Source organism: Stenotrophomonas sp. AC248 (assembly GCF_979258185.1).
In genome coordinates this window covers 57,059-82,421 of record NZ_OZ409840.1, presented here as the reverse complement: position 1 = coordinate 82,421, position 25,363 = coordinate 57,059, and the positions used below count along the sequence as shown (strand labels likewise).

At 68.9% G+C, this 25,363-nt stretch carries 20 protein-coding genes; 17 read left to right on the top strand and 3 right to left on the bottom strand.

The genetic code is table 11. The annotated features are described in order from the left end of the window. The first annotated feature begins 157 nt into the window (after window positions 1–157). Both ACZ0AE_RS00335 and ACZ0AE_RS00330 read left to right on the top strand, forming a co-directional pair. Window positions 158–415 (top strand): helix-turn-helix domain-containing protein, encoded by a 258-nt coding sequence (locus ACZ0AE_RS00335; RefSeq protein ID WP_137191396.1) that lies wholly within the window; start codon window positions 158–160, stop codon window positions 413–415. Window positions 416–417: 2 nt separating this feature from the next. Further along, window positions 418–1,743 carry a type II toxin-antitoxin system HipA family toxin gene (locus tag ACZ0AE_RS00330; protein ID WP_463600111.1) on the top strand — a complete coding sequence of 442 codons (1,326 nt, stop codon included), beginning with the start codon at window positions 418–420 and terminating at the stop codon, window positions 1,741–1,743. Here the strand turns inward: ACZ0AE_RS00330 and ACZ0AE_RS00325 are convergent, their stop codons facing one another. Continuing rightward, the gene (locus ACZ0AE_RS00325; RefSeq protein ID WP_463600110.1) at window positions 1,744–2,364 is read right to left on the bottom strand and encodes a DUF938 domain-containing protein; all 621 of its coding nucleotides are present in this window, start codon (window positions 2,362–2,364) and stop codon (window positions 1,744–1,746) included. Window positions 2,365–2,506: 142 nt separating this feature from the next. Here ACZ0AE_RS00325 and ACZ0AE_RS00320 point away from each other — a divergent pair, with 142 nt between their 5' ends. From ACZ0AE_RS00320 to ACZ0AE_RS00265, 12 genes are all read left to right on the top strand, one after another. Next, complete coding sequence (locus ACZ0AE_RS00320; RefSeq protein ID WP_038691353.1) at window positions 2,507–4,135, top strand: TldD/PmbA family protein; 1,629 nt, start codon at window positions 2,507–2,509, stop codon at window positions 4,133–4,135. Window positions 4,136–4,269: 134 nt separating this feature from the next. Continuing rightward, window positions 4,270–5,904, top strand: a complete 1,635-nt coding sequence (locus ACZ0AE_RS00315; protein ID WP_038691354.1) for a TldD/PmbA family protein — start codon at window positions 4,270–4,272, stop codon at window positions 5,902–5,904. Between the two features lie 21 nt (window positions 5,905–5,925). Further along, a complete protein-coding gene (locus ACZ0AE_RS00310; RefSeq protein ID WP_463600109.1) occupies window positions 5,926–7,260 on the top strand; it encodes a TldD/PmbA family protein in 1,335 nt (444 codons plus the stop codon). 7 nt (window positions 7,261–7,267) lie between these two features. After that, window positions 7,268–7,969 (top strand): DUF4159 domain-containing protein, encoded by a 702-nt coding sequence (locus ACZ0AE_RS00305; RefSeq protein WP_463600108.1) that lies wholly within the window; start codon window positions 7,268–7,270, stop codon window positions 7,967–7,969. Window positions 7,970–8,030: 61 nt separating this feature from the next. Further along, window positions 8,031–9,014: an AAA family ATPase gene (locus tag ACZ0AE_RS00300; RefSeq protein WP_463600107.1), complete on the top strand. Its 984-nt coding sequence runs from the start codon at window positions 8,031–8,033 to the stop codon at window positions 9,012–9,014. A gap of 7 nt (window positions 9,015–9,021) precedes the next feature. Beyond that, window positions 9,022–9,918, top strand: a complete 897-nt coding sequence (locus ACZ0AE_RS00295; RefSeq protein ID WP_447591210.1) for a DUF58 domain-containing protein — start codon at window positions 9,022–9,024, stop codon at window positions 9,916–9,918. Window positions 9,919–9,920: 2 nt separating this feature from the next. After that, a complete protein-coding gene (locus ACZ0AE_RS00290) occupies window positions 9,921–11,042 on the top strand; it encodes a BatA domain-containing protein (protein ID WP_463602037.1) in 1,122 nt (373 codons plus the stop codon). After that, window positions 11,042–13,219, top strand: coding sequence for a hypothetical protein (locus ACZ0AE_RS00285; protein WP_463602036.1), 2,178 nt, complete (start codon window positions 11,042–11,044; stop codon window positions 13,217–13,219). The genes ACZ0AE_RS00290 and ACZ0AE_RS00285 overlap by 1 nt, the downstream gene beginning before the upstream one ends. Further along, on the top strand, window positions 13,216–15,042 hold the full coding sequence (locus tag ACZ0AE_RS00280) for a hypothetical protein (protein ID WP_463600106.1): 1,827 nt from the start codon (window positions 13,216–13,218) through the stop codon (window positions 15,040–15,042). The genes ACZ0AE_RS00285 and ACZ0AE_RS00280 overlap by 4 nt, the downstream gene beginning before the upstream one ends. Window positions 15,043–15,159: 117 nt before the next feature. Beyond that, complete coding sequence (locus ACZ0AE_RS00275) at window positions 15,160–15,489, top strand: hypothetical protein (RefSeq protein ID WP_448132678.1); 330 nt, start codon at window positions 15,160–15,162, stop codon at window positions 15,487–15,489. A 240-nt stretch (window positions 15,490–15,729) separates the two neighbouring features. Then, the gene (locus tag ACZ0AE_RS00270; protein WP_463600105.1) at window positions 15,730–17,574 is read left to right on the top strand and encodes an IgaA/UmoB family intracellular growth attenuator; all 1,845 of its coding nucleotides are present in this window, start codon (window positions 15,730–15,732) and stop codon (window positions 17,572–17,574) included. Then, complete coding sequence (locus tag ACZ0AE_RS00265; protein ID WP_463602122.1) at window positions 17,516–17,932, top strand: hypothetical protein; 417 nt, start codon at window positions 17,516–17,518, stop codon at window positions 17,930–17,932. The genes ACZ0AE_RS00270 and ACZ0AE_RS00265 overlap by 59 nt, the downstream gene beginning before the upstream one ends. A gap of 60 nt (window positions 17,933–17,992) precedes the next feature. Here ACZ0AE_RS00265 and ACZ0AE_RS00260 read toward each other — a convergent pair whose 3' ends face one another. Both ACZ0AE_RS00260 and ACZ0AE_RS00255 read right to left on the bottom strand, forming a co-directional pair. Next, the gene (locus tag ACZ0AE_RS00260; protein ID WP_463600104.1) at window positions 17,993–18,670 is read right to left on the bottom strand and encodes a hypothetical protein; all 678 of its coding nucleotides are present in this window, start codon (window positions 18,668–18,670) and stop codon (window positions 17,993–17,995) included. Between the two features lie 38 nt (window positions 18,671–18,708). Then, window positions 18,709–19,155, bottom strand: coding sequence for a hypothetical protein (locus tag ACZ0AE_RS00255; protein ID WP_463600103.1), 447 nt, complete (start codon window positions 19,153–19,155; stop codon window positions 18,709–18,711). Window positions 19,156–19,371: 216 nt separating this feature from the next. Between ACZ0AE_RS00255 and ACZ0AE_RS00250 the strand changes: the two genes are divergently transcribed. The 3 genes from ACZ0AE_RS00250 (at window position 19,372) to ACZ0AE_RS00240 (ending at window position 25,286) form a co-directional block, all read left to right on the top strand. After that, on the top strand, window positions 19,372–21,507 hold the full coding sequence (locus ACZ0AE_RS00250; RefSeq protein ID WP_463600102.1) for an IgaA/UmoB family intracellular growth attenuator: 2,136 nt from the start codon (window positions 19,372–19,374) through the stop codon (window positions 21,505–21,507). A gap of 184 nt (window positions 21,508–21,691) precedes the next feature. Further along, window positions 21,692–24,172, top strand: coding sequence for a DEAD/DEAH box helicase (locus ACZ0AE_RS00245; protein ID WP_463600101.1), 2,481 nt, complete (start codon window positions 21,692–21,694; stop codon window positions 24,170–24,172). A gap of 226 nt (window positions 24,173–24,398) precedes the next feature. Next, window positions 24,399–25,286, top strand: coding sequence for a ribonuclease H-like domain-containing protein (locus tag ACZ0AE_RS00240; RefSeq protein WP_463600100.1), 888 nt, complete (start codon window positions 24,399–24,401; stop codon window positions 25,284–25,286). Window positions 25,287–25,363 lie beyond the last annotated feature (77 nt).

The window sequence follows — 25,363 nt, the reverse complement described above, 5'->3', positions numbered from 1 at the left end:
GTATGGGTTGCATTTGGCCCAAGCAACCTATAGGTTGCGAAGAGGTTGCGATTGATTTCCTTCATAGCGGGATTGCGGTCCCAACCGGCGCGTCGAACCCCGGATATGGTTCACCCGGTGGCTTGGCGGCACTCGTCGTCCAGCAGAGCAGACACCCATGAGCAATGACAGCCGCGTCGTACGCACGCCTCATCAACTGGGCGCATTGATGCGCGCTTTTCGCAAACAGGCGGGCTACAGCCAGGCCGCGCTTGCCGAACGGTTGGGGGTGTCGCGTCAGGCCATCACCGCGCTTGAGCGCGAACCCGAAGCCGCGACCTTTGAGCGGCTGATGAAGGTGTGGGCCGTGTTGGGTCTTGAGGTGTCGCTCCAGCGCGCCACACCCACCGCACAGCCGCCAGAGATGGAGTGGTAGCGATGGCAGCGTTGAAGGTCTGGATGAACGGAAGCGAGGTGGCCACGTGGCGCCATAGCGCCAACGCGCCCGCGGAACTGACCTACGCATCGTCCTGGCTGGAGTCGGAATCGCCACGGCCGTTGTCCTTGTCCCTGCCCCTGCTGCCTGCAGGGGCAAGCCACCGAGGTCACGTCGTCTCGGACTACTTTGACAATCTGCTCCCCGACAACCATGGCATCCGCAATCGCCTGCGTGACCGCTTCGGCACGCACACCGCAGGAACCTTCGACCTGCTTCAGGCCATTGGCCGCGATTGCGTGGGCGCGGTGCAACTGCTGCCCGATGGCACGCGCCCTGCGGATCTGCACAGTATCCAGTGCCGGCCGCTCTCCGACGCAGAGGTTGCCGATGTGCTGCGTGGGGTGACCAGGTTACCCGTGCCTGGCACTTCGCCACGCCAGGCCGATGATTTCCGCATCTCCATCGCGGGGGCGCAGGAGAAGACCGCGCTGCTCTGGCACGGTGGCACATGGTGCCTGCCAGCGGGCAGCACGCCCACCACCCACATCTTCAAACTGCCGCTTGGGTTGGTTGGCAACATGCGCGCCGACATGCAGCTGTCGGTAGAGAACGAGTGGCTCTGCATGCAGCTGATCGGCGCGTTCAACATCCCGACGGCGCACACGGAGATGGGCCGCTTCGAGGACCAGCGTGCGCTCATCGTCGAACGCTTCGATCGGCGTCTGGCACGTAGCGGGCAGTGGTGGCTGCGGCTTCCACAGGAAGACATGTGTCAGGTGTTTGGACTCCCCAGCGCAAAGAAGTACGAATCCGATGGCGGCCCCGGCATGCTCGAGATCCTGGCGCTGTTGAGGCAATCGGACCACGCACAGGATCGCGAGCACTTCTTCAAGACGCAGCTTTTGTTCTGGATGCTGGCCGCCACCGATGGTCATGCCAAGAATTTCAGTGTCCACATTCACGCCGGGGGCAGGTTCCGCCTCACACCGGTTTACGACGTGCTCTCGGTCTATCCCATCCTGGGCCGCGGTCCGGGGAAACTGGATCCGCACGATGCCCAGCTGGCCATGTCGGTGCGGGGCAAGAACCGGCACCGGAAGCTGCTCACCATTCTCCGTCGTCACTGGAATGAAACCGCCCGTACCGCAGGCATTGCGGCCGGGGCCGAGCCGTGGATCGAGGAACTGTTGGCTCAGGTTGAACCCGCCATCCGGCACGTCGGCGGGATGCTCCCGGACGGCTTCCCGATGCAGGTTGCCGAACCGATCTTCCAAGGACTTCGCACTGCCGCCTCGCGGCTGGCCGCGCAGTCCACCACCGCCTGATCACCCCCGCCGCCACACCCGCAACCGGTTGTTGGCCGGCATCGCCACATCCTCCACCAGCCGTAACCCCTGCGCCGCCGCCAACGCGTCCACCGCCTCCGCATCGCGGATGCCCGAGTCCGGATCGCGCGCCTTCAACCACGCATCGAACTGCCGGTTGCTGTCACTGCTGAACGCACCGCCGTCATTGAACGGCCCGTAGATGCACAGCAGCGCGTTGTCCGCCATCACCGCCGGCAACCCGGCGAACAACGCCTGCACGTGCGCCCAGCTCATGATGTGCAGGGTGTTGGCACTGAACACCGCATCGAAGCCCCGCGGCGCCTCCGGCAGCGGGCCCAGGCCCGGCCGGGGCGACAGCACCGCCTGCAGCGACCACGGTGCGGGCGCATTGGGCAGCGCGGCCTGCGCCAGGCGCTCGGCGATGCCCGGCAGGTAGTCCGGGTGGTCGCTGGCCTGCCACTGCAGGTGCGGCAGCTGTGCGGCGAAGTACGCCGCGTGCTGCCCGGTGCCACTGCCGATCTCCAGTACGCGCGTGCGGTCGTGCAGGTGCCGCTGCAGCACCGCCAGAATCGGCTCACGGTTGCGTTCGCAGGCCTCGGACCAACGTTGCTGGCTCATGCAATGCTCAAGATGAATTGGACAAGACACATCCAACCATGACCGCAGTCACTTGTGCCACTGCCGCCTGCCACCGAAAGTCGAGGACTTGTCCACTGTCGCCGGCGCCTTGCCCGCGACCGTACCCGGGGAATCGCAAGCTGTGCAACGCCGTGAGTTTCTGACGCTGTCTGGAATGGGCCTGGCTGGCCTGATGCTGCCGCACTCCCGCCTGATCGCCGCCGAGCAGCTGCTCGAGCCGGGCGACGTGGCCCGCAAGAAGGCGCTGGCCGACGCGGCACTGGCGACCGCCAAACGGCTGGGGGCCAGCTACTGCGACGTACGCATCGGCCGCTACCTCAACCAGTCGGTGATCACCCGCGAGGCGCAGGTGCAGAACGTCACCAACCGCGAATCGTCGGGCATCGGCATCCGGGTGATCGTCAACGGCGCCTGGGGCTTTGCCGCCACGCACCAGCAGACACCGGCCGCAGTGAAGGCCGCGGTGGAACAGGCGGCCGCCATCGCCCGGGCCAACGCCGGCATCCAGACCCGTCCGGTCCAGCTGGCACCCGTGCAGGGCGTGGGCGAGGTGAGCTGGAAGACGCCCATCCGCAAGAACGCGATGGCCGTGCCGATCCAGGACAAGGTCGACCTGCTGCTGAGCTTGAACGCCGCCGCGCTCAATGCCGGCGCCAACTTCATCAACTCCACCCTGTTCCTGGTCAACGAACAGAAGTACTTCGCCTCCAGCGACGGCTCCTTCATCGACCAGGACGTGCACCGCATCTGGCTGCCGTTCACCGCGACCGCGATCGACAAGAGCAGCGGCAAGTTCCGCACGCGCGCCGGGCTGTCCTCGCCGATGGGCATGGGCTACGAATTCCTGGATGGCGACGCCAGCGGCAAGATCGCCCTGCCCGGCGGCATCACCGCCTACCGTGATTCCTACGACCCGGTGGAAGATGCCATCGCCGCGGCGCGGCATGCGCGCGAGAAGCTCAAGGCCCCGTCGGTCAAGCCGGGCAAGTACGACCTGGTGCTGGACCCGTCCAACCTGTTCCTGACCATCCACGAGAACGTCGGCCACCCGCTGGAGCTGGACCGTGTGCTGGGCTACGAGGCCAACTACGCCGGTACCAGCTTTGCCACCCTGGACAAGCGCGACGCCGGCTACCGCTGGGGCAGCGAGCGGGTCAACTTCTTCGCCGACAAGACCGCCCCCGGCAGCCTGGGCGCGGTGGGCTACGACGACGAGGGGGTCAAGACCAAGCGCTGGGATCTGGTCAAGGACGGGATCCTGGTCAACTACCAGGCCACCCGCGACGAGGTGCACATCCTGGGCGAGACCGAATCACACGGCTGCAGCTACGCCGATTCCTGGTCCAGCGTGCAGTTCCAGCGCATGGCCAACGTCTCGCTGGCCCCGGGCAAGACTCCGCTGAGCGTGGCCGACATGATCAAGGACGTGGAGAACGGTATCTATATCCACGGCCGCGGCTCGTACTCCATCGACCAGCAGCGCTTCAACGCGCAGTTCGGCGGCCAGCTGTACTACCAGATCAAGAACGGCCAGATCACCGGCATGGTCGAAGATGCGGCTTACCAGATCCGCACGCCGGAATTCTGGAATGCCTGCAGCGCGATCTGCGATGAACGCGACTTCCGCTTCGGCGGCTCGTTCTTCGACGGCAAGGGCCAGCCCGGCCAGGTATCGGCGGTGTCGCATGGCTCGTCGACCACGCGCTTTGATGGCATCAACATCATCAACACCGCGCGCAGCCTGGGATGAGCATGCCCTGCCCACCGTGCATTTCGTCATTTGACGCCCCCTTCCGATGGCCGCAAGAATCGGGGCCACCGCCCCGGCGGTCGCTGTGATGTCGCCGTTTCCCTGCCACCCCCACACCGACGTGGAGAGCTGCCTTGCAAAGACGTGACTTCCTCGCCCTCACCGGGCTTACCGCTGGCGGACTGATCGTGCCGTCATTCTTCGGCAAGGTGATCGCCGCCGAGCAGCTGCACAGCACGCTGGACTTGGGGCTGAAGAAGCGCCTGGCCGACGCCGCGCTGGCCGCTGCCCGCCAGGCCGGCGCCACCTACTGCGACGTCCGCATCGGGCGCTACCTGCGCCAGTTCGTGATCACCCGCGAGGACAAGGTGCAGAACGTGGTCAACACCGAATCCACCGGTGTGGGCATCCGCGTGATCGTCAACGGCGCCTGGGGCTTTGCCGCCACCAACCAGCTGGGCACCGCCGACGTGGCGCGCGCCGCGCAGCAGGCGGCCGCCATCGCCAAGGCAAACTCGGGCGTGCAGACCGCGCCGGTACAGCTGGCCGCCGCACCCGGCGTGGGGGAAGTGAGCTGGAAGACCCCCATCCGCAAGAATGCGATGGACGTGCCGATCAAGGAGAAGGTGGACCTGCTGCTGGACGTCAACGCCGCGGCGATGGCCGCCGGCGCCAGCTTCGTCAATTCGATGCTGTTCCTGGTCAACGAACAGAAGTACTTCGCCTCCACCGATGGCTCCTACATCGACCAGGACGTGCACCGCATCTGGGCCCCGATGACCATCACCGCCATCGACAAGGCCAGCGGCAAGTTCCGCACCCGCGAAGGCCTGTCCGCGCCGATGGGCATGGGCTACGAGTACCTCGATGGCGCCGCCGCCGGCAAGGTGCTCACCCCCAACGGGGTGGTCAACTACAGCTCCTCCTACGACATGAAGGAAGACGCCATCGCGGCGGCCAAGCAGGCGCAGGAGAAGCTGAAAGCACCGTCGGTGAAGCCGGGCAAGTACGACCTGGTGCTGGACCCCTCGCACACCTGGCTGACCATCCATGAATCGGTCGGCCATCCGCTGGAACTGGACCGCGTGCTTGGCTACGAAGCCAACTACGCCGGCACCAGCTTCGCCACCCTGGACAAGCGCGAACAGCACTTCCAGTACGGCAGCGACAAGGTCAACATCTTCGCCGACAAGACCCAGCCGGGCAGCCTGGGCGCGGTGGCCTACGACGACGAAGGCGTCAAGACCAAGCGCTGGGACTTGATCAGCGACGGCAAGCTGGTGGACTACCAGACCATCCGCGACCAGGCCCACATCCTGGGCAAGACCGCCTCGGACGGCTGCTGCTATGCCGACTCCTGGTCCAGCGTGCAGTTCCAGCGCATGGCCAACGTGTCGATGGCGCCGGGCAAGACCCCGCTGAGCGTGGCCGACCTGGTCAAGGACGTGGAAAACGGCATCTACATCATCGGTGACGGCTCGTTCTCCATCGATCAGCAGCGCTACAACGCGCAGTTCGGTGGCCAGCTGTTCTACGAGATCAAGAACGGCAAGATCACCCGCATGCTTGAAGACGTGGCTTACCAGATCCGCACGCCGGAATTCTGGAACGCCTGCAGCGCCGTGGCCGATGAACGCGACTACCGCCTGGGCGGTTCGTTCTTCGACGGCAAGGGCCAGCCGGGCCAGGTCTCGGCGGTCTCGCACGGGTCGTCCACCGCGCGCTTCAACGGCATCAACGTCATCAACACCGCGCGCAGCCTCGGCTGACCGGTCAGGAGCCTACGAATCATGAGTATCTTCACCGAAGCACAAGCCAAGGCCATCCTCGACAAGGTCATCGCGCTGTCCAAGGCCGATGAATGCACCGCCGTGCTGGCCGGCTCGATCAACGGCAACATCCGTTTCGCGCTGAACAACGTCTCCACCAGCGGCATCGTGGACAACACCGAACTGGCCGTCACCGTGGCCTTTGGCAAGCGCGTGGGCACCGCCTCGATCAACGAGTTCGACGATGCCGCGCTGGAACGCGTGGTGCGCCGCGCCGAAGACCTGGCCCGCCTGGCCCCGGAAAACCCGGAGTTCATGCCGGCCATCGGCAAGCAGGCCTACACCGCCAGCCCCACCTTCAGTGCGTCCACCGCCGCCATCGACCCGGCGTTCCGCGCCAAGGTCGCCGCCGACTCGATCGCCCCGTGCCGCGGCAAGGGCCTGATCGCCGCCGGCTTCCTGGAAGACGGCCAGGGCTTCTACGCCACCGCCAACAGCAACGGCAACTTCGGCTACCAGCGCAGCACCAACTTCGATTACACCTGCACCGTGCGCACTGAAGATGGCCGCGGTTCGGGCTGGGTGGGTCGCAACCTCAAGGATGCCGCCGACTTCAAGGCCGACCAGGACATCCAGATCGCGATGCGCAAGGCCACCGAATCGCAGGAAGCCAAGGCGCTGGAACCGGGCAAGTACACGGTGATCCTGGAGCCGGCCGCCGCGGCGGGCCTGATCAGCTTCATGATGAATTTCTTCAGCGCGCGCTCGGCCGATGAAGGCCGCAGCTTCCTGTCCAAGAAGGGCGGCGGCAACAAGCTGGGCGAGCAGGTCTACGACCCGCGCGTGAACATGCATGCCGACCCGTGGCACCCCGAAGCGCCGGTGCTGCCGTGGGATGGCGAAGGCATGCCGCGCGGCAAGCTGCCGATCATCGAGAACGGCAAGGTCGCCAACCTGGAGTACACCCGGTTCTGGGCGCAGAAGCAGGGCAAGACCGCCAATGCCACCCCGGGCAACCTGCTGATGAGCGGCGGCGACAAGAGCACCGCCGATCTGGTGCGCGGCACCCAGAAGGGCATCCTGGTCACCCGCACCTGGTACATCCGCATGGTCGATCCGCAGACCGTGCTGCTGACCGGCCTGACCCGCGATGGCACCTTCTACATCGAGAACGGCCAGATCAAGTACCCGGTGAAGAATTTCCGCTTCAACGAGTCGCCGGTGATCATGCTCAACAACATCGAAGAGCTGGGCAAGCCGGTGCGCGTGGCCGGTGACGAGTCGAACTTCGTGATGATGATTCCGCCGATGAAACTGCGCGATTTCACCTTCACCTCGTTGTCCGACGCGGTCTGATGCACGGATGAACCGCGCGCAGTTCCTGCGCCTGCTGCTGGGCAGCGCCGCATTCGCGGCGTTGCCCTCACTGGCGCGCGCCCAGGCCGGTCGTTACGACTTCTGGTTCACCCGCCTCAAGTACGACTCCGGCGACTGGGACGTGGATGCGCGCATGCCGTCCAACGTGATCACCTCGCTGATCGATTACACCTCTTTGCGCGTGGACCCGACCGAGCATGTCATCGCCCTGTCCGATCCACGCATGCTGGAAGCCCCGTTCTGCTACCTGGCCGGGCATAAGCTGGTGGAGTTCAACGCCGTCGAGCGGCAGAACTTCGTGCGCTATGTGCGCAACGGGGGCTTCGTGTTCGTGGATGACTGCAACCACGACATCGACGGCCTGTTTGCCAAGTCGTTCGAGGCACAGATGGCCAAGCTGTTCGGCCCCAAGGCGCTGAACAAACTGCCCAACAGCCACGCGCTGTACCGCAGCTTCTTCCGCTTCCCCGACGGGCCGCCCGCCACCGGCTTCGAGCTCAATGGCTGGGGCGATGACCTGGTGCATGACTACCTCAAGGGCATCGAGGTGGACGGCCGGCTGGGCCTGCTCTACAGCAACAAGGATTACGGCTGCGAGTGGGACTACGACTGGCGCAACAAGCGGTTCCTGGCCGAAGACAACACCCGTTTCGCGGTGAACATCGTGATGTACGCGTTGAACAACTAGTTTATTCCTGATTCTTCAGCCACGCATGGCGTGGCTCTACATCGATTGATGCGAGTGCCTTATGACCCCCGACCGCCTTGATGCCCTTCTACCCAAACTGCAGCACCTGCGCAGCGCGCTGGGCCAGGCCGTGGTTGGCCAGCACGCGGTGGTGGAACAGCTGCTGATCGGCCTGCTGGCCGGCGGCCATTGCCTGCTCGAAGGCGCGCCGGGGCTGGGCAAGACCCTGCTGGTGCGGTCGCTGGGCCAGGCGCTGGAACTGCAGTTCCGCCGGGTGCAGTTCACTCCGGACCTGATGCCCAGCGACATTCTGGGTACCGAGCTGCTGGAGGAAGACCACGGCACCGGGCACCGCCACTTCCGCTTCCAGCAGGGCCCGATCTTCACCCACCTGCTGCTGGCCGACGAGCTCAACCGCACCCCGCCCAAGACCCAGGCCGCGCTGCTGGAAGCCATGCAGGAGCGCACGGTCAGCTACGCCGGTACCACCTACACCCTGCCTGCCCCGTTCTTCGTGCTGGCCACGCAGAACCCGATCGAGCAGGCCGGCACCTACCCGTTGCCCGAAGCGCAGCTGGACCGCTTCCTGCTGCACGTGCGCGTGGATTACCCCACCGAGCAGGAAGAGCGCGACATCCTGCTGCAGACCACCGGCAGCGCGACCGGCAGCGTACCCAAGGTGATGGACGCCGACGACGTGCTGGCCCTGCAGGCCGCCGTGCGCCAGGTGCATGTCAGCGATGACGTGCTCACCTGGATCACCCGGCTGGTGCGCGCCAGCCGCCCGGGCACCACCGCGCCGGAGGCGATCAACCAGTGGGTGAAGTGGGGCGCCGGCCCGCGTGCCGGGCAGTCGCTGGTGCTGGCCGCCAAGGCGCGCGCCCTGCTGCAGGGCCGCTTCGCCACCACCCGTGAGGATGTGCAGGCGCTGGTGGCACCGGTGATGCGCCATCGCCTGCTGTTGTCCTTCGCCGCCGAGGCCGAGCAGAAGAGTGCCGACGATGTGATCGCCGCGCTGCTGCAGGCCGTGCCGTTCCCCGCCTGAGCCCGCCGTGACGCTGCACGCCCCCATCGCCATTCCCGCCGACGTGCGCAGCCGCCTGAAGGCGCTGCGTCTGTTGCCGCGGCGTGCGCGGGGTGCGCACGGCATCGGCCAGCATGCCAGCCGCAGCCGCGGTGCCGGGCTGGAGTTCGCGCAGTACCGCGCCTACGAGCCGGGTGACGAACTGCGCCAGATCGACTGGAAGCTGTACGCCCGCTCGGACCGCTTCTTCGTGCGCGAATCCGAACGCGAAAGCCCGATCACCAGCTGGGTGCTGGTGGACGCCAGCGCCTCGGCCGCCCAGCACGACCGCGCCCGCCCGGGCTGGTCGCGCCTGGACCACGCCTGCGCCACGGCCGCCTGTCTGGTCGAACTGGCCCTGCAGCAGGGCGACCGCTTCGGCGTGATCGCCGTCAACGGCCACGGTGTGCAGCTGATACCCGCCGGCAGCGGCCCGCGCCAGCGCGACCGCGTGCACCTGCTGCTGCGCCAGCTGCAGGCCCACGGCGGCTGGCCACCTGCCGACAAGCTGCGCCCGGTATGGGAGCGCGTGCAGCCCGGCGACCTGCTGGTGGCCCTCGGCGATGGGTTCGACGCGGCCGGCACCGTGCTGCTGGAACGCTTGGCCGCCGCGCGCCGCGAGGTGCTGCAGGTGCAACTGCTGGGGGCCGACGAACGCGACTTCCCGTTCACCGACGGCCACCGCTTCCGCGATCCGGAAACCGGCGAGGAACTGCTGGGTGACGGGCGTGCCATCCGCGCCGATTACCTGGTCCGCTTCGCCCAGGCCCAGCGCGACCTGCAGGCACGCCTGCACGCCAGCGGCATCGCGTATGCGGTGGGCTACCTGGACCAACCGCTGGATGCACCGCTGCGCCAGCTGTTCGGGCCGGGCGGCGGCGCATGAGCCTGGCGCTGCTGTTCCCGCTGGGCCTGCTGGCGCTGGCTGCGTGGCTGGTGCCGTTGCTGGTCCACCTGGCGCGCCGCCACCAGTACGCACCGCTGGAGTTTGCCGCCCTGCGCTGGCTGCGCGCCAAGGTACGGCCGCGCCAACGCGTTCGTTTCGACGAGTGGCCGCTGCTGCTGGTGCGCCTGGCGCTGCTGGCCGCCCTGGCGCTGCTGCTGGCGCGCCCGGTACTGCAGGGCAGCGCTGCCGACACGCATCCGGTGGTTGCGGTGGCCCCCGGGCTGGATGTCGCCGCGCAGCATGCACAGCAGCCGAACGCCGACTGGCGCTGGCTGGCACCGGGCTTCCCGCCGCTGGAACAGGCCGCCCCCACCGGCGCGCAGCCGCTGGCCAGCCTGCTGCGCGAGCTGGACCAGCAATTGCCTGCCGGCACCCCCTTGACCGTTTACGTGCCCGACCCGATGCCGGGCGCCGACGCCGAGCGCCCGCGACTGTCGCGCACCGTGCAGTGGCAACCGCTGGCGGTGGCCAAGCCGAGCGCGGCGCAGCCGACGGCACGCGCGCCGCGCCTGCACCTGGGCGTGGATGCCGATGCACAGGCGCAGCGCGTGTTCGATGCGGTGCAACGCGCCTGGAGCGCCGCGCCGATCGCAGCGGCCAACGCGGCCGTGCCCGGCAACGACGAGATCGGCGTGTGGCCGTCCACCGCCCCGCTGCCACCGGCCTGGCAGGCCTGGCTGGCGGGCGGCGGCACAGTGCTGGGCAGCGCACCGGCGCCGCCCGGTGCGGCCGGAGTCGTGGTGCTGCGCGATGCGGAGGGCGCGGCGATGCTCAGCGAGTACCGGGTCGGCAGCGGGCGTCTGCTGCGCTTCCACGCGGCGGTGTCGCCGACCGCGTCGCCGGGCCTGCGCGACCCGGAGTTCCCGCGACGGCTGCTGCAGCTGGTTCGTCCGGTCGCCGCGCCACAGTGGGTAGCCGCGCGCGCGCACGCGCCGTTGCAGGGTGCCCGAGCGCCCACGCCGCAGCCGCTCGACCTTGCACCGTGGCTGCTGGCATTGACCGTGCTGCTGTTCGCGCTTGAACGCTGGCTGGCCACATCGCCCCGGCGTGGGGGGACGGCATGATCCCCGCCCTGCAGCAGCGCTGGCGGCAGGCACGCCGACGCCGGTGGTGGTCGACGCTGCTGCTGGCATTGCCGCTCGCGTTGGGCGCCACGGCCGTGGCGTTGCGCCTGGGCGGGTTCGATATCGCCACGGTGGTGCTGCTGGTGGCGCTGCTGGCCGGCGTGGCACTGGCCACCTGGCGCAGCCGCCAGCTGGACCGGCGCTGGCTGGTACGCCAGCTCGACCGCCACGCCGCACTGCAGGACAGCGCCGACCTGCTGTTCGCGCCCGACGATGCGCTCAACCCCCTGCAGCGTCGGCAGCGCGCGCATGTCCACGCCGCGTTGCAGGCGCGAACGCCCGACCTGCGCGCGGCGTGGCCGCGCCGCGCCTTGCTGGTGGCCTGGCTGGGTGCGCTGGTGCTGATCGCGCTGGCACTGGGATGGCCGCGTACCAGCGGCGGCACCGCGCGGCCATCGCCGGTCACCGCCCCACTTGCCACGCCCGCACAACCGCCGCGCCTGCAGTCCAGCCGGCTGGCAATCAACGCCCCGGCCTACACCGGGCAACCGGCCCGGGTACAGAGCACACTGGATGCAAAGGTCGCGCAGGGCAGCGCGCTGCAGTGGTCGCTGCGCTTCAGCGCGCAGCCCAGCGAGGCCGTGCTGCAGTTCCACGATGGCCGCCGTGTCGCCCTGCGTCGCGCGGGCGACACCTGGACCGGCACATGGACCGCCGACCGCCCCGCGCTGTACCGCGTGGTCACCGTACCGGCGCTGGCAGGGCCACGCCTGTACCGCCTGGATGTGCTGCCCGACCAGCCGCCGCGCGTACGCGTGCTCGCCCCGGACCGCACGCTGGTACTGGGCACGCCCGGGCAGCGGCAGTGGGTGCTGCAGTTCGAGGCCAGCGACGACCACGGCGTGGCTGCCGATGCCCAGCTGAAGATCACCCTGGCCCAGGGCAGCGGCGAGAACATCACCTTCCGCGAACACACCCTCACTCTGGCCAGCAGCGGCACGCCCACGCTGCGCCGCTTCGCGCGCACGCTGGACCTGGCCGCGCTGGGTGCCGAGCCGGGCAACGATGTGATCGCCCAACTGCAGGTGCGCGACAACCGTGTGCCCACGCCACAGACCGCGCAGAGCACCAGCGTGATCCTGCGCCTGCCCAGCGTGGAGCAGGTGCAGGGCGCGGAACTGGAAGGCATGGTCAAGAAGACGTTGCCCGCCTACTTCCGCAGCCAGCGCCAGATCATCATCGACGCCGAGGCGCTGATCAAACTGCGTCGCCAGCTGCCTGCCGAAGAATTCATCAAGCGCGCCGATGCCATCGGCGTGGACCAGCGCATCCTGCGCCTGCGCTACGGCCAGTTCCTGGGCGAGGAAAGCGAAGGCGGCGCCAAGCCGCCGCCGACCAGCGACGCGCTGCCCACCAGCGACACCCCCACGGCCGATGCGCACGACGACACCGATGCACACGCCCATGCGCAGGCCGAAAAAAGCGACCCCGCGCAGGCCGGCCATGACGGCCATGACCATGCAGGCGCCACGCCGGAGGCACCGCCGGTGTTCGGCAGCGCCACCGACGTGCTGTCCGAGTACGGCCACACCCACGACCACGCCGAAGCCGCCACCCTGCTCGACCCGCAGACCCGCGCCACGCTGAAAGCCGCCCTGGACCAGATGTGGTCGTCCGAAGGCGAACTGCGCCAGGGCCGGCCCGACGCCGCGCTGCCCTACGCCAACAAGGCCTTGGCCTTCATCAAGCAGGTGCAGCAGGCCGAGCGCATCTATCTGGCGCGGGTGGGTCCGGAACTGCCGCCCATCGATGAAAGCCGTCGGCTCAGCGGCGACCGCACCGACCTCGGCAGCCGCACCCTGCCCATCGCCGCCGTGCCCGCCCCCGAGCCGGCGATCGTGAGCGCCTGGCAACAGCTTGCCGATCCGGCCAGCACGCCCGACCTGGATGCCATCGCGCAGTGGCTGCAGCGCAACGACAGCCGCCTGCCCGATCCGCTCAGCCTGGCCGCGGCCATCGAAGAGCTGCGGGTTGCACCGGACTGCGGCGAGTGCCGTGCGGTGCTGCGCGCGCGCCTGTGGCGGGCGTTGTCGCGGCCCAGTCCGCAGGTGTCGCGGCGCACGCCTCCCGATCGCATGGGCCAGACCTACCTGGATGCCCTGGAGGCCCCGCGATGAATGACGCCGTCTGGATCGCGTCGGCACTGCTGGCCATCGTGCTGATCGGCAGCGTTCGCACGCTGCTGCAGCAGCGTCGCAACCCCACGCACGGTACCGCGCGCATCGTCGCGCTGCTGGTGCTGCAGGTCGGCGCGGCCGCGCTGCTGTACCTCACCCTGCTGCCACCGCCGGTGCACATCGCAGCCCAGCGCCTGACCATCCTGACCGGCCACGCGGCGGCCACACCGAACGCAGCCGGCGACGCCAGCGTGATTGCACTGCCGGAAGCCGCGGCGCGCAGCGGCACCCGCGTCGCGCCCGACCTGGCCACGGCATTGCGCCAGCACCCCGGCACGCAGGCCCTGTTACTGCAGGGCGATGGGCTGGTGGCGCGTGACCGCGACATCGCGTTGCCCCGGCAGGTCACGCTGCAGCCTGCCGCCGCGCCCCGCGGCTGGGTCGCTCTGGAACCACCGGCCATCACCGTTCCCGGCGCACTGTTCACGGTGCGGGCGCGGGCCCAGGGCGTGGCCGGTGCGCGCGCCGAACTGCTTGATCCGGCCGGCATCGTCGTGGACCGCGCCGCGCCCGGCCGCGATGGCAGCGTCGCGCTGGACGGCGTTGCCCGTGCCAGCGGCCGCAGCGAATTCAGCCTGCGCCTGCTCGACGCCGACAGGCACGTGGTGGATACCGTGCCCGTGCCATTGCAGACCGACGACGCCCCCGGCGTGCGGGTGCTGGTGCTGGCCGGCGCCCCCACGCCGGAGCTGAAATACCTGCGCCGCTGGGCATCCGATACCGGCCTGGAGCTGCACGCCCAGGCCAGTGCGGGCGCCGGGGTGGTGCTCGGCGACGCACCCGTGGCCCTGACCGCCGCGCGTCTGGCCGCGACCGATGTGCTGATCCTCGATGAGCGCAGCGTGGCCGCGCTTGGCCCGCCCCAGCGCGCGGTCGTGCAGCAGGCACTGCGCGATGGCCTCGGCGTACTGGTGCGCAGCAGCGGCCCGCTCACTGATGGCACGCGGCAGACACTGCGCAACTGGGGCCTGGCGACAAGCGGCAGCAACCAGAGCCTGCCGCTGCGCCTGGCCGCCGATCCGGATCCTGCGCTGCTGCAGGCGCGGCGTGGCCCGCAGCGCGCGGCCAGCGCACCCACCGCCGCCATCGACGAAGCGGACAGCACCTCGCACAACGCCCCGTTGCCTGCGCTGGAGCAGTTCAACCAGCGCGCCCTGGATGCCACGCCGCTGCTGCGCGATGCCAACGGTGCCGCGCTGGGCGGCTGGCGCGATGTGGGCCGTGGTCGCCTCGCGCTGCTGCCCGTCACCGACAGCTACCGCCTGGTGCTGGCCGGCCGCGACGATCGTCATGCCGAGCTGTGGAGCAGCGTGGTGGCGACGCTGGCGCGCCCGCTGGCGACCCCTGCATCGGTGCGCCTGGGCAGTGCCACGGCTTGGGCCGGCGAACGCATCGCGCTGTGCGCGCTGGCCGACGGCACCACCGTGCGCAGCCCGCAGGGCACCACGGTAGCGCTGCACATCGACCCGGATACCGCGGGCGATCACTGTGCCGGCTACTGGCCGCAGCAGGCAGGTTGGCACCACCTGCAGATCGGCACGCGCACCCAGGCGTTCTACGTGTTCGACCCGGCGCGCGCGCAGGCCATGCACCGCCAGCAGACCCGCGATGCCACCGCGCTGCGGCTGGGCACTGCCACCGCCGCATCGACCGCCGCGGTCGTTCCCGCGCCCGGCCCGCGCTGGCCGTGGCTGCTTGGCTTCCTCGTGGTGGCCGGCCTGCTGTGGTGGTTGGAGCGTTGGCGCCCGCGCGGCACACCGTAACCCGGCACGCTGCCCGCACAGCCACCATTCATCACAACGTGCGCTCCGTTTCTGCATGCCATGACTGCCTCGTGCAAACTACCTGCGCACTGCACACCAAGGACAGGTCACGCATACATGGAAAAGCCGTCGAACACCCCCTCCCAGCGCACGCAGCTGATCGCCTCAGTGCTGCTCCTTTCCGTGCCACTGCTGCTGGTGGGCGGGCTGCTGCTGCGCGACCACGTGGCCAAGCAGCGTCAGCGTGAATTCGCTGCGCAGATGATGGCGATGCAGGTGGCCGACGGCCAGCGACGCCAGCAGGCCATCATCCAGGCGCTGGAAGCGGCTGCACAGCCCGCGCCGATCGCGTCAGTTGAACAGCCCGATGCCGAGCCGATGACGTTGCAGGCGGTGACCGTCACCCCCGATGCCGGGTACAGCCCACCGCCACCGCCGCCGCGCTGACGCGTTTACAACGCCCGGTATTCGTAGCGGTCGGCGTGCTGTCGCCGCTGCACCGCGAGCGGCCTCACGCAAGAAACGCAGGCATGCCATTTGCCCTATCCGGCCGCGCGCGGCAGACTAGCGCCCGCCAAATGCCGCTCCAATGGAGGGAGCCATGAACGACATGATGTCGTGCGCCGATCGCACGCGTTTCCTGCCCGATCCGTCCGGGCCCAACCGCACACGCGCGGGAGCAACGCGATGACGTTCTGGATCATCCTGAAACTGGTGCTGCTGGGCGTGGCCCTTTTCAGCTTCCTGTCCTACAAGTCGCGTCGCAGCGACAATCACGGTGCGTTGGCGCAGCTGCGCGAAGCACCCGTGCTGCGCACCTTGACGCCCGACGAAGCACTGGCGCTGGAGCCGCTGCGCGTGGCCGGCGGACTAAGCTGGACGCCGGAGGTACGGGCGCTGCGTGGACGCTTCAGCCGCCATGGCCTCGAGGTCAACGGCGCCCAGACCCTGCACGACACGCTGGGCAACGTGGAGGTGTTGTTGCCCTACGACGCGCCGGCGTTCCTGCACGACGACGACAACGATGCCGAAGTGGTGCTGAGCGCCAAACAGGCCATTGTGGTGCGGCTCAACGGCTTCACCGTGGTGGACGGCCGTGCCCGCACCCTGCAGCAGGCAAGCGCCCACGCCGACGACGAACTGCCGCCGCCCCTGCCGGGTCAGAAGGACCCTGCGGATGCCGACGCCACGCTCAGCAGGCCCGTGCAACAGATCGCAGAAACGCCCGTGGAGGTACGGGAACGGCGCGTGGAAACGCCCGAGGAAGCGGCACTGCGCCAGCCCATCTCGCGCGTGTGGAAGATGGCCGGCCTTTGGGTGCTCGCGTTCGTCCTGATGCTGGTAGTGGCCAATGCCGATCTCGGCGGTGCACGCGTGCCGCTGCTGTTGGCGGCACTGGCGATGGCCGGCGCAGCGGTGTGGTGGCAGTGGCGGCGCCCCGCCCCGGCCGCGCCGGCGAAGCCGCTGGCGGTGAACCGCGTCCACGGGCCGCTGCGCCTGGTGGAGCTGCCCAATCCGACCAATGCAGCCCTGCGCACCTATCACTACTTCCTTGGCGATGCATTGCAGGTGCAGATGCCGGCGCATTGGCAGCGCTCCGGCCGGTTGCCGCTCGGACAGCCGGTGGAGGTGGAGATCCTGGCGACCAGCGGCGAGGTGCTGGCGATGGGCAGCGCGTGGTCGCAGGTGGACGAAGCACGTCGCTTCCCGGCGGCGCGCTGGGGCCATCATGTGGTGCTGCTGGCCGTGGGGCTGGTGGCACTGTTGGCCGCGCTGCTCAACAGCAATGGCGTCACCGACGACATGGCGCTGGCGTGGCAGGGCGTGCGTGGCGGAGAGACCCGCAGCGATGCCACTGCGGCTTCGCTGGCGCAGCGGCCACCCCGCGGTGGCGACCGGGTCAGGCTGCGCGGCGAAGGCCAGTGCGAACTCGCCCTCACTCCCCTGCAGGACATCGATGCGGCCATCGTGCTGCCCGATTGCAGCCGCGTGCGCTGGGGTGGCACGCCGGTGAGGCTGCCCGGGCTGCAGATGCCCGACGCGCTGCTGTCGCTGTATCGCGGCGACTATGTCAGCGTCCGCGAAGACAACATGTCGGCCATGCTGCGCCTGCTGATGTTGCAGCAGGCCGGCAGCGATCCTTACGCACAGGCCGCACTGTCGGCGCAGCATAGCGGCGGCAAGATCGTGAGTGGCATGGGCAACCTGGTGGAGGTCGTCGAACAGGCGTGCGCCGCCGGCCTGGAGGACTGCGACGCGCTGAAGCGCGAGATCGTGGACGAGCTTGCCGCCACGGCAGACGTGGACGGCCAGGAACTCGCCCTGGACAGCTGGCCACTCCTGGCCCGCGAACTGCGCCGTGCCGTCGAGGAAGGCAACGACGGCATGCTGATGCCATCGCATCAGTTGAGCGCGCTGCAGGACATTACCCGTGGCCATGCCGGTATCGCCATCGCGCGGCAGCTGCAGACGCTTGCCCCGCAGTTGCTGTCGCTGCAGCAGGGCGGCGTGGTGCTGGCGCACCCCGCATGACCTGCGGGGCGATACCGACGCGGTGCGGCTCGATGCGGCCGACGTGCGTGCCGAATCGGTGCTGGATCGCTGGGAGCAGGCGATGACCACCTTGGCCACGCCGGTGCCGTTCACGGTGGACGGCCTGGTGGTGGACCGCCACGAAGACGCCGCCGGGCTGCGCCTGGAGGTGAATACCGATGCCGACCAGCGCCGCATCGTGGCCGCCGCTGCCAGCACCCTGGCCCTGTTGCTGGCCAGTGCGCTGGCACTGGGCCAAGCCGCGCTGCTGTGGCGCGGGGTGGCCCGGGCCCGGGCGCGCCGCCGCGCGCTGGACGCGGACATGCAGACCCGCCCGGTACCCGGGCTGGCAGCCTGACGCACGTGGTTGTCGTGTCCTGGCCCGGCCGGCCACCCTCGCGCCGGGCCCTGTCCGGTGTTACCGCTGCGGGCGGGTACGCCGGTACACACCGTTGAAGCGCACGTTCATGCCACCGCATTCGCTGTTGTCGGCCACGATCAGGTAGTCGCCCAGGAGGTGGGCGCGCAGCGTGCAGGTGGCGTCCTGGAACGCCACCGTGTTCCCCGTCGGCGCGGCCAGCGCCTCCACCTGGCCCATGTTCGGCCCGTACGGGCGCACCTCCGGGGTGGGATTGGCCGACGGCCAGTAGGCATCGCCCTCCACGTGCAACTGGCCACCCCGCACGCCGATGACCAGCTGGTCATCGCCATCGCGCCAGTCGCCGGCCCATGCCTGCAGCGTCGGCGGTGGCAGCGGCTGCGGCTGCAGCCGCGTGCTGGCTACCCAGCCCGCACTGCCGCCCCCCTTGTTGGGGAAGAACGCACAGCGGTACCCGCTGTTGTCGCGCCCGGTGATCAGCGTATCGCCGGGCACCACGTAGCTGCGCTGGCGGCACGCCGGTTCACCGCGCGCCGGGCAGCCCTCCGTGTCGCTCAACAGGTACAGCCGCGATGCACCGACCACCTTGGCCAGCGCGAAGCCGCTTTGTTCCGAGGGAAAGGCGCCGTTGCGGCAGCTGCCATCGTCGGCGCTGCCACTGGCCATGGCCGTGACGGGAAGCAGTGCGGCAAGCAGGAACAAAGAGCGCAGGGACATGGCGGTAAGCGGGCGTGGCGGGGCGACAGGATAGCCGGTCACTTCTGCGGCGGTGCCACGCAGCCCTGCTGCGGATCGCAGAACTGCAGCGCGCGCAGTTGCTGCTGTTCGGTCAGCTGCGGCGGCGGGCGGGCGATGGCCGACTGGATCTGGTCCGGTGCGCCGGTGATCGTATGGATGCCCTGCGCGGCCTTGGCGATACCGTAGTAGATGCCCATCATCACGTAGCCGCCGCTCATGCTCACCTGCTCTGGAGTGGGCGGCTCGCGCCAGGAGCGACTGAAGCGGTTGTTTTCGGCCTGCACCGGGCTCTTGAACCGGTACAGATCCAGCGGCACGTCTTCATCGGGCTTGATGGCGCGTACTTCGCCCAGCGTGGTGACGCTGTCCTGCGGCGGTGGGGCGGCCACGTCGGTCGACGCCACCGGCGCGGGCGACATGCTCGGCGCGGCCTGTTGCGCGTGCGCGATGCTGGCCAGCAACATGCTGATCAGAAGTGCTCCCTGCGGTCCACGTCGTGACACGGCGCTCTACCAATCTCCGGTGCGTTCATCGGCGAGGATACCGTGCCAGGATTCAGATTTCGTTGCGTGGCGCAAGCGGCGTTCAGCCCGTGTGTGACGCCACATTGCAACATGTTGCATTGTCGCCGTGCACGGCAAGGGCGACGCTGTGCGGTTCACCCGTGCCTGGAACCGCCCATGCTCACCTTTCTGGTGTTTGCCAAGCTCCTGATCCTGCTGCTGTCGCTGCTGGGCGCAGTCATCTACGCCGGGCGACGTCGCGATGCACGGTATGCGATCAGGGCACTGCGCAAGACGCCAGTCGTGCGCGCGCTGGATGAAGCGGAGTTCGCTGCGCTGGAACCTTTTCGGTTGACCGGGCAGCTGGCTGAATCGCGGGAGGTCCGAAACCTGGCAGGTCCCTACAGCCTCGAGCATGACGAGGCGCAGCTACTCCATGAACGGCTGGGGGAGGTGGAGGTGGTGCTGCCCTACGACGCGCGCCAGTTCGTGCCGGCGCAGCCCCGTGCCGAGGTGGTACTCGGTCATTCGCAAGCGATCGTCGTGCGCATGAACGGGTTCGACATAGCCGCAGGACTGGTGCGCGAACAGGTAGCAAAGGCAGAGCACTATGCATGGTTGGCCACAGAACGGCAGACCACGCCCGCACCTCCTGTCGATGATGCGGCCCAGGGGCAGGGCTTGGCTCCGGTAGCCGGGCCCCAAATCGATTGTTGCTCCTCGGACCTGCCTGCTCAGCGGGAGGAAACCCCTGAGGAACGGGCCCTCCGCCAGCCGCAGTGGCTGGGTCTGCCGAGCGCCGGCTGCTACTTGCTGGCCTGCCTGCTGTTGTGGCTGGGCACCATGCGCGTGCTGGACCTGCCTTGGTTGATGCTGGTGGCCGGCATCGTAAGCGCGTCAGTCGGCGTGGCACTCACCCGCCCGCGTCGCCGACCGCTGCCTGCGGCAGGTACCGTCAACCAGTTCAAAGGCACCCTTGGGGAGCCACGCCCGCAGCCCATTGGCCAGGTCGAAATCGACACCCCTGTCCTGGAGATCGGCAATGTGCAAGTCAATGCGCCGCGCCACTGGTGCACCGGCCATGCACTTCCGCTGGGGCAACCAGTGATTGCCGAGGTTCGCACTGCTGATCGGTATCTGTTGTCGCTGAATCCCGGCCGTTCGCTGGTCGAAGAGGCACGCCGCCTGCCCCCGTCGACATTGGGCCGCCACCTGGTCTGGTTGGGGACGGCAATGCTGGCCACGCTGTGGTCGCTGCAGGCCGGGAACGCCGTCTTTGACGACCTGCGCATTGCCCGTCATGCGCTGCATGTCCCGGCCCTGCGCAGCGACCCCACGCCAGCCACCGTACTGGCCGCTCCGCCGCGACCAGGGGATCGGGTCAGCCTGCAGGGTGACGGCACCTGCGGTATCGCTGCGCTGCTGGCTGCCGGCCATACCCTGGCGCAATCCGATTGTCGGCAGACGCTGTGGGGTGGCCCGGCGATCGAGCTTCCTGGGATCGTGCTGCCCCCCACGTTGGACCTGCTGGACCGCGACGATGCCATGCGCGTGGAGATAAGTCGTCTCGAACTGTTGGCGCTGCAGTCGACCTTTCCGAGCCGGTCCACCGCAGGCCACCGCAACCGGATCCTCGGCGTGGCACCGCTGGTGGAGGCACTTGAACGGGTGTGCTTGGAGGGTGTTGTGGCTTGCGACGCCTTGCGTGACCGCCTACTGGAGCTATTGCTGCCAGCGCTTCAGGAAAAAGCGGGCGGACGCGTGCCGCGCGTCGATGGCAACCGCTGGGAGTATCTTTCCGACACCCTCCGGGGCCTGGCGCAGGCCCACGACGACACGGTGTACCTGGGCGGAGCGGACCTGAAAGCGTTGTACGAGATCCAGCTGGCCATTGTGCGTGAGTTCGCCCAGCACAAGCTGGCGGACATCGGTTCGATCGCGCTGGCAACGCCAACCGACGGCCTGGTGCTGATCGACGTGCATCGGGCCGCTGACATCCGTCCCTCGGTAGTGGAGGCACCGTTGGAGCACTGGCAACACACCCGCGACCAGGTGAGCCAGCAGCGCCCGTTCGCGTTGCGCGGTTGGGTGGTCGGGCGCGAGCACGACGTCCACGGCCTGCGCCTGCACATCGATACCCGATCAGAGGCCTCGCCCTTCACCGCGGCACTTGTCCACAGTGTCTGGCGTGCATTGGCAGTGCTGTTGTTGGGCGTACAGACCTTGCTGCTGCTGCGCTGCACCCGCCAGACGCACTTCCATCACGCCACATGGGCTCCCTCCGTGGATGCCGAGACCCGGCAGCACCAATGACGCCGGGCGTACGCCTGCTCCTGGTGATACTGGCAGCGGTGCTGGCTGCCTAGACGCTGCGGTGGCCGCGCTGGCCACACGTCCCGCACCCACGCGCTGAATCATTCACCCACCACCCGCGGTGTGTCTCAAACATTGAGACGCCGCTGTGGTTCCATGGCGTCCTTTGCAGACCGTTGTTCCCATGGCCTACGAACTCGCCAAGCGCACCGAAGATGCCGAGCGCCGCCTGTCCACCACCGACGGGCTGCCCTCGCGCAACGGCGCGCTGCTCACCGCGCGCCTGCAGCAGCGCTACGCCGACCGCATCACCGGCAGCTTCACCATCCCCGGCCGCGAAGGGCGCTACGCGCCGATCCCGGCCGACGTGCCGGCCGCGCTCACCGCCGCCCTGAAGGCGCGCGGCATCGAGCAGCTGTACAGCCACCAGGCCGAGGCGTGGGATGCCACCCAGCGCGGCGAGCACGTGGCCATCGTCACCCCCACCGCCAGCGGCAAGTCGCTGTGCTACACCCTGCCGGTGGTGAGTGCGGCCATGCAGGGCAAGGCCAAGGCGCTGTACCTGTTCCCGACCAAGGCGCTGGCCCAGGACCAGGTGGCCGAGCTGCTGGAACTCAACCGCGCCGGCGACCTGGGCGTGAAAGCCTTCACCTTCGACGGCGATACGCCCGGCGATGCGCGCCAGGCGATCCGCCTGCACGGCGACATCGTGGTCTCCAACCCGGACATGCTGCACCAGGCGATCCTGCCGCACCACACCAAGTGGGCGCAGTTCTTCGAGAACCTGCGCTATGTGGTCATCGATGAAGTGCACACCTACCGCGGCGTGTTCGGCAGCCATGTCACCAACGTGCTGCGCCGGCTCAAGCGCATCTGCGCGTTCTACGGGGTGGAGCCGCAGTTCATCCTGTGCTCGGCCACCATCGGCAACCCGCAGGCGCATGCGCAGGCGCTGATCGAAGCCCCGGTCACCGCCATCACCGAATCCGGCGCGCCCAGCGGGCCGAAGCATGTCCTGCTGTGGAACCCGCCGGTGGTCAACGCCGACCTGGGCCTGCGTGCCTCGGCGCGTTCGCAGAGCAACCGCATCGCCCGCATCGCGATCAAGTCCGGGCTGAAGACGCTGATCTTCGCGCAAAGCCGGTTGATGGTTGAAGTACTCACCAAGTACCTCAAGGACATCTTCGACCACGACCCGCGCAAGCCCGCGCGCATCCGCGCCTACCGCGGCGGCTACCTGCCCACCGAGCGCCGCGAGACCGAGCGTGCCATGCGGGCCGGGCTGATCGACGGCATCGTCAGCACCTCGGCGCTGGAGCTGGGCGTGGATATCGGCAGCCTGGACGTGGTGGTGCTCAACGGCTACCCCGGCAGCGTGGCGGCCACCTGGCAGCGCTTCGGCCGTGCCGGGCGCCGCCAGCAGCCCGCGCTGGGGGTGATGGTGGCCAGCTCGCAGCCGCTGGACCAGTACGTGGTGCGCCACCCGGACTTCTTCGCCGACGCCTCGCCCGAGCACGCGCGCATCGCCCCGGACCAGCCGCTGATCCTGTTCGACCATATCCGCTGCGCCGCCTTCGAACTGCCGTTCCTGGCCGGCGACCCGTTCGGACCGATCGACCCGCTGGTGTTCCTGGAAGCGCTGGCCGAAACCGAGGTGATCCACCGCGAAGGCGACCGCTGGGAGTGGATCGCCGACAGCTACCCGGCCAACGCGGTGAGCCTGCGTTCGGTGGCCGACGGCAACTTCGTGGTGGTCGACCGCAGCGACGGCAAGCAGCAGATCATCGCCGAGGTGGATTACTCGGCGGCCGCGCTCACCCTGTATGAAGGCGCCATCCACATGGTGCAGTCCACGCCGTACCAGGTGGAGCGGCTGGATTGGGACGGCCGCAAGGCCTACGTCACCCGCACCCACGTGGACTACTACACCGACAGCATCGACTTCACCAAGCTCAAGGTGCTGGACCGCTTCGACGGCTGCATTGCCGGGCAGGGCGATGCGCACCATGGCGAAGTACACGTGGTGCGCCGCGTGGCCGGCTACAAGAAGATCCGCTACTACACCCACGAAAACATCGGCTACGGCCCGGTCAACCTGCCCGACCAGGAACTGCACACCACCGCGGTGTGGTGGCAGCTGCCGCAGGCATTGCTGCTGACCGCGTTCGAGAGCAAGCAGGAAGCGCTGGATGGTTTCCTGGGCGCGGCGTATGCGCTGCACATCGTGGCCACCGTGGCGGTGATGGCCGACGCGCGCGACCTGCAGAAGGCGGTGGGCAACGGCGATGGCGCCTGGTTCGCGGTGGCCGACCAGAGCGGCCGCGGGCAGCTGCGCGGGGCCGAGTTCGATGCCAGCGCGATCGAACTGCAGCAGCAGTTCGTGCCCACCGTGTACCTGTACGACAACTTCCCCGGTGGCGTGGGCCTGAGCGAGCCGTTGTGGCTGCGCCAGGGCGAACTGCTGCAGCGCGCGCGCGAGCTGGTGCAGCGCTGCGACTGCAAGGCCGGCTGCCCGGCCTGCGTGGGTCCGGTGCTGGCCGGGCAGGAAGACGATGCCACCACGCCCCGGGCGCTGGCGCTGAAGGTGCTGGACCTGTTCGATGCCCCGGCGTTGCCCGGCGCCGACGCGCAGGACCGCGTGCATGCCGAGGTGGTGCCGCAGTGAGCCTGAGCCTGGACAAGCTGCGCCTGCTGCGCCGGCAGGCCGGTGACGCCACCCCCGCGCCTGCGGGGGAGCGGACGAAGGCGAGCGAGGGTGCACCGCCCGCCGCTGACACGGGCGCTGCGCAGCCCCCAACGAAACGGTCGGCGCCGACCGTCGGCCGACACACGCCGCCGCGCTCCCCGCCGCCGCCAACGATGCGCGCGCACGCTCCCCCGCGCCGGCCTCGGTGTTTGCCTGGGTCGAACAGGAAATCCGCCACAAGCCCACCGGTGCGGCCAGCAGCACGCCCGCAGCGCCCGCACCGGCGCTGCGCACGCCCGACGTGGGCAGCCTGCACCGGCTGCTGGGCCTGCGTGGTCGGGGCAGCGCCGCCGCGCCCGCGCCACGTGCCAACGCGCAGGACCGCCATGTGCCCGGCGAGGAGATCGCGCCCGGGCTGTTCCTGATCGAATCGTTCCTGCCCCAGCCCATTCCCACCCAACCGCTGTCGCTGGCCTTCGCCAAGCGCGAGGGCGACCAGGTGCAGCCGCAGGACCTGATGTTCTTCGATACCGAAACCACCGGCCTGGCCGGCGGTACCGGCACCCGCGCTTTCATGATCGGGGCGGCCGACTGGCATGCCCATCCCGAACAGGGCGACGGCCTGCGCATCCGCCAGTTGCTGATGACCACCATGGCCGCCGAAACCGCAATGCTGCGCGAGTTCGCCGGCTGGCTGCAGCCCACCACCGTGTTCTCCAGCTACAACGGCCGCTGCTACGACGCGCCCCTGCTCAAGACCCGCTACCGGCTGGCCCGCCAGCGCTGCCCGATCACCCCGCTGGACCACGTGGACCTGCTGTTCCCGACCCGCCGCCGCTACCGCGGCACCTGGGAGAACTGCCGGCTGGCCACCATCGAACGGCAGCTGCTGCAGATCGTCCGCGAAGACGACCTGCCCGGTTCGGAAGCGCCGGCGGCATGGCTGAACTACCTGCGCGGGGGCAACGCGGTGAACCTGCGCCGCGTGGCCGAGCACAACCACCAGGACGTGGTGACGTTGTCGCTGTTGATGCTGCGGCTGGTGGCCGAGGAACAGCGCGCGCGGGAAACGCTGGCACTGCAGGGTGAATGAACGCGGCGATGGGCTTTTGACGCGATGTGAAGCACGCACCCACCACACTGCCCGCTACTGACCCCGGGAGGAGTACC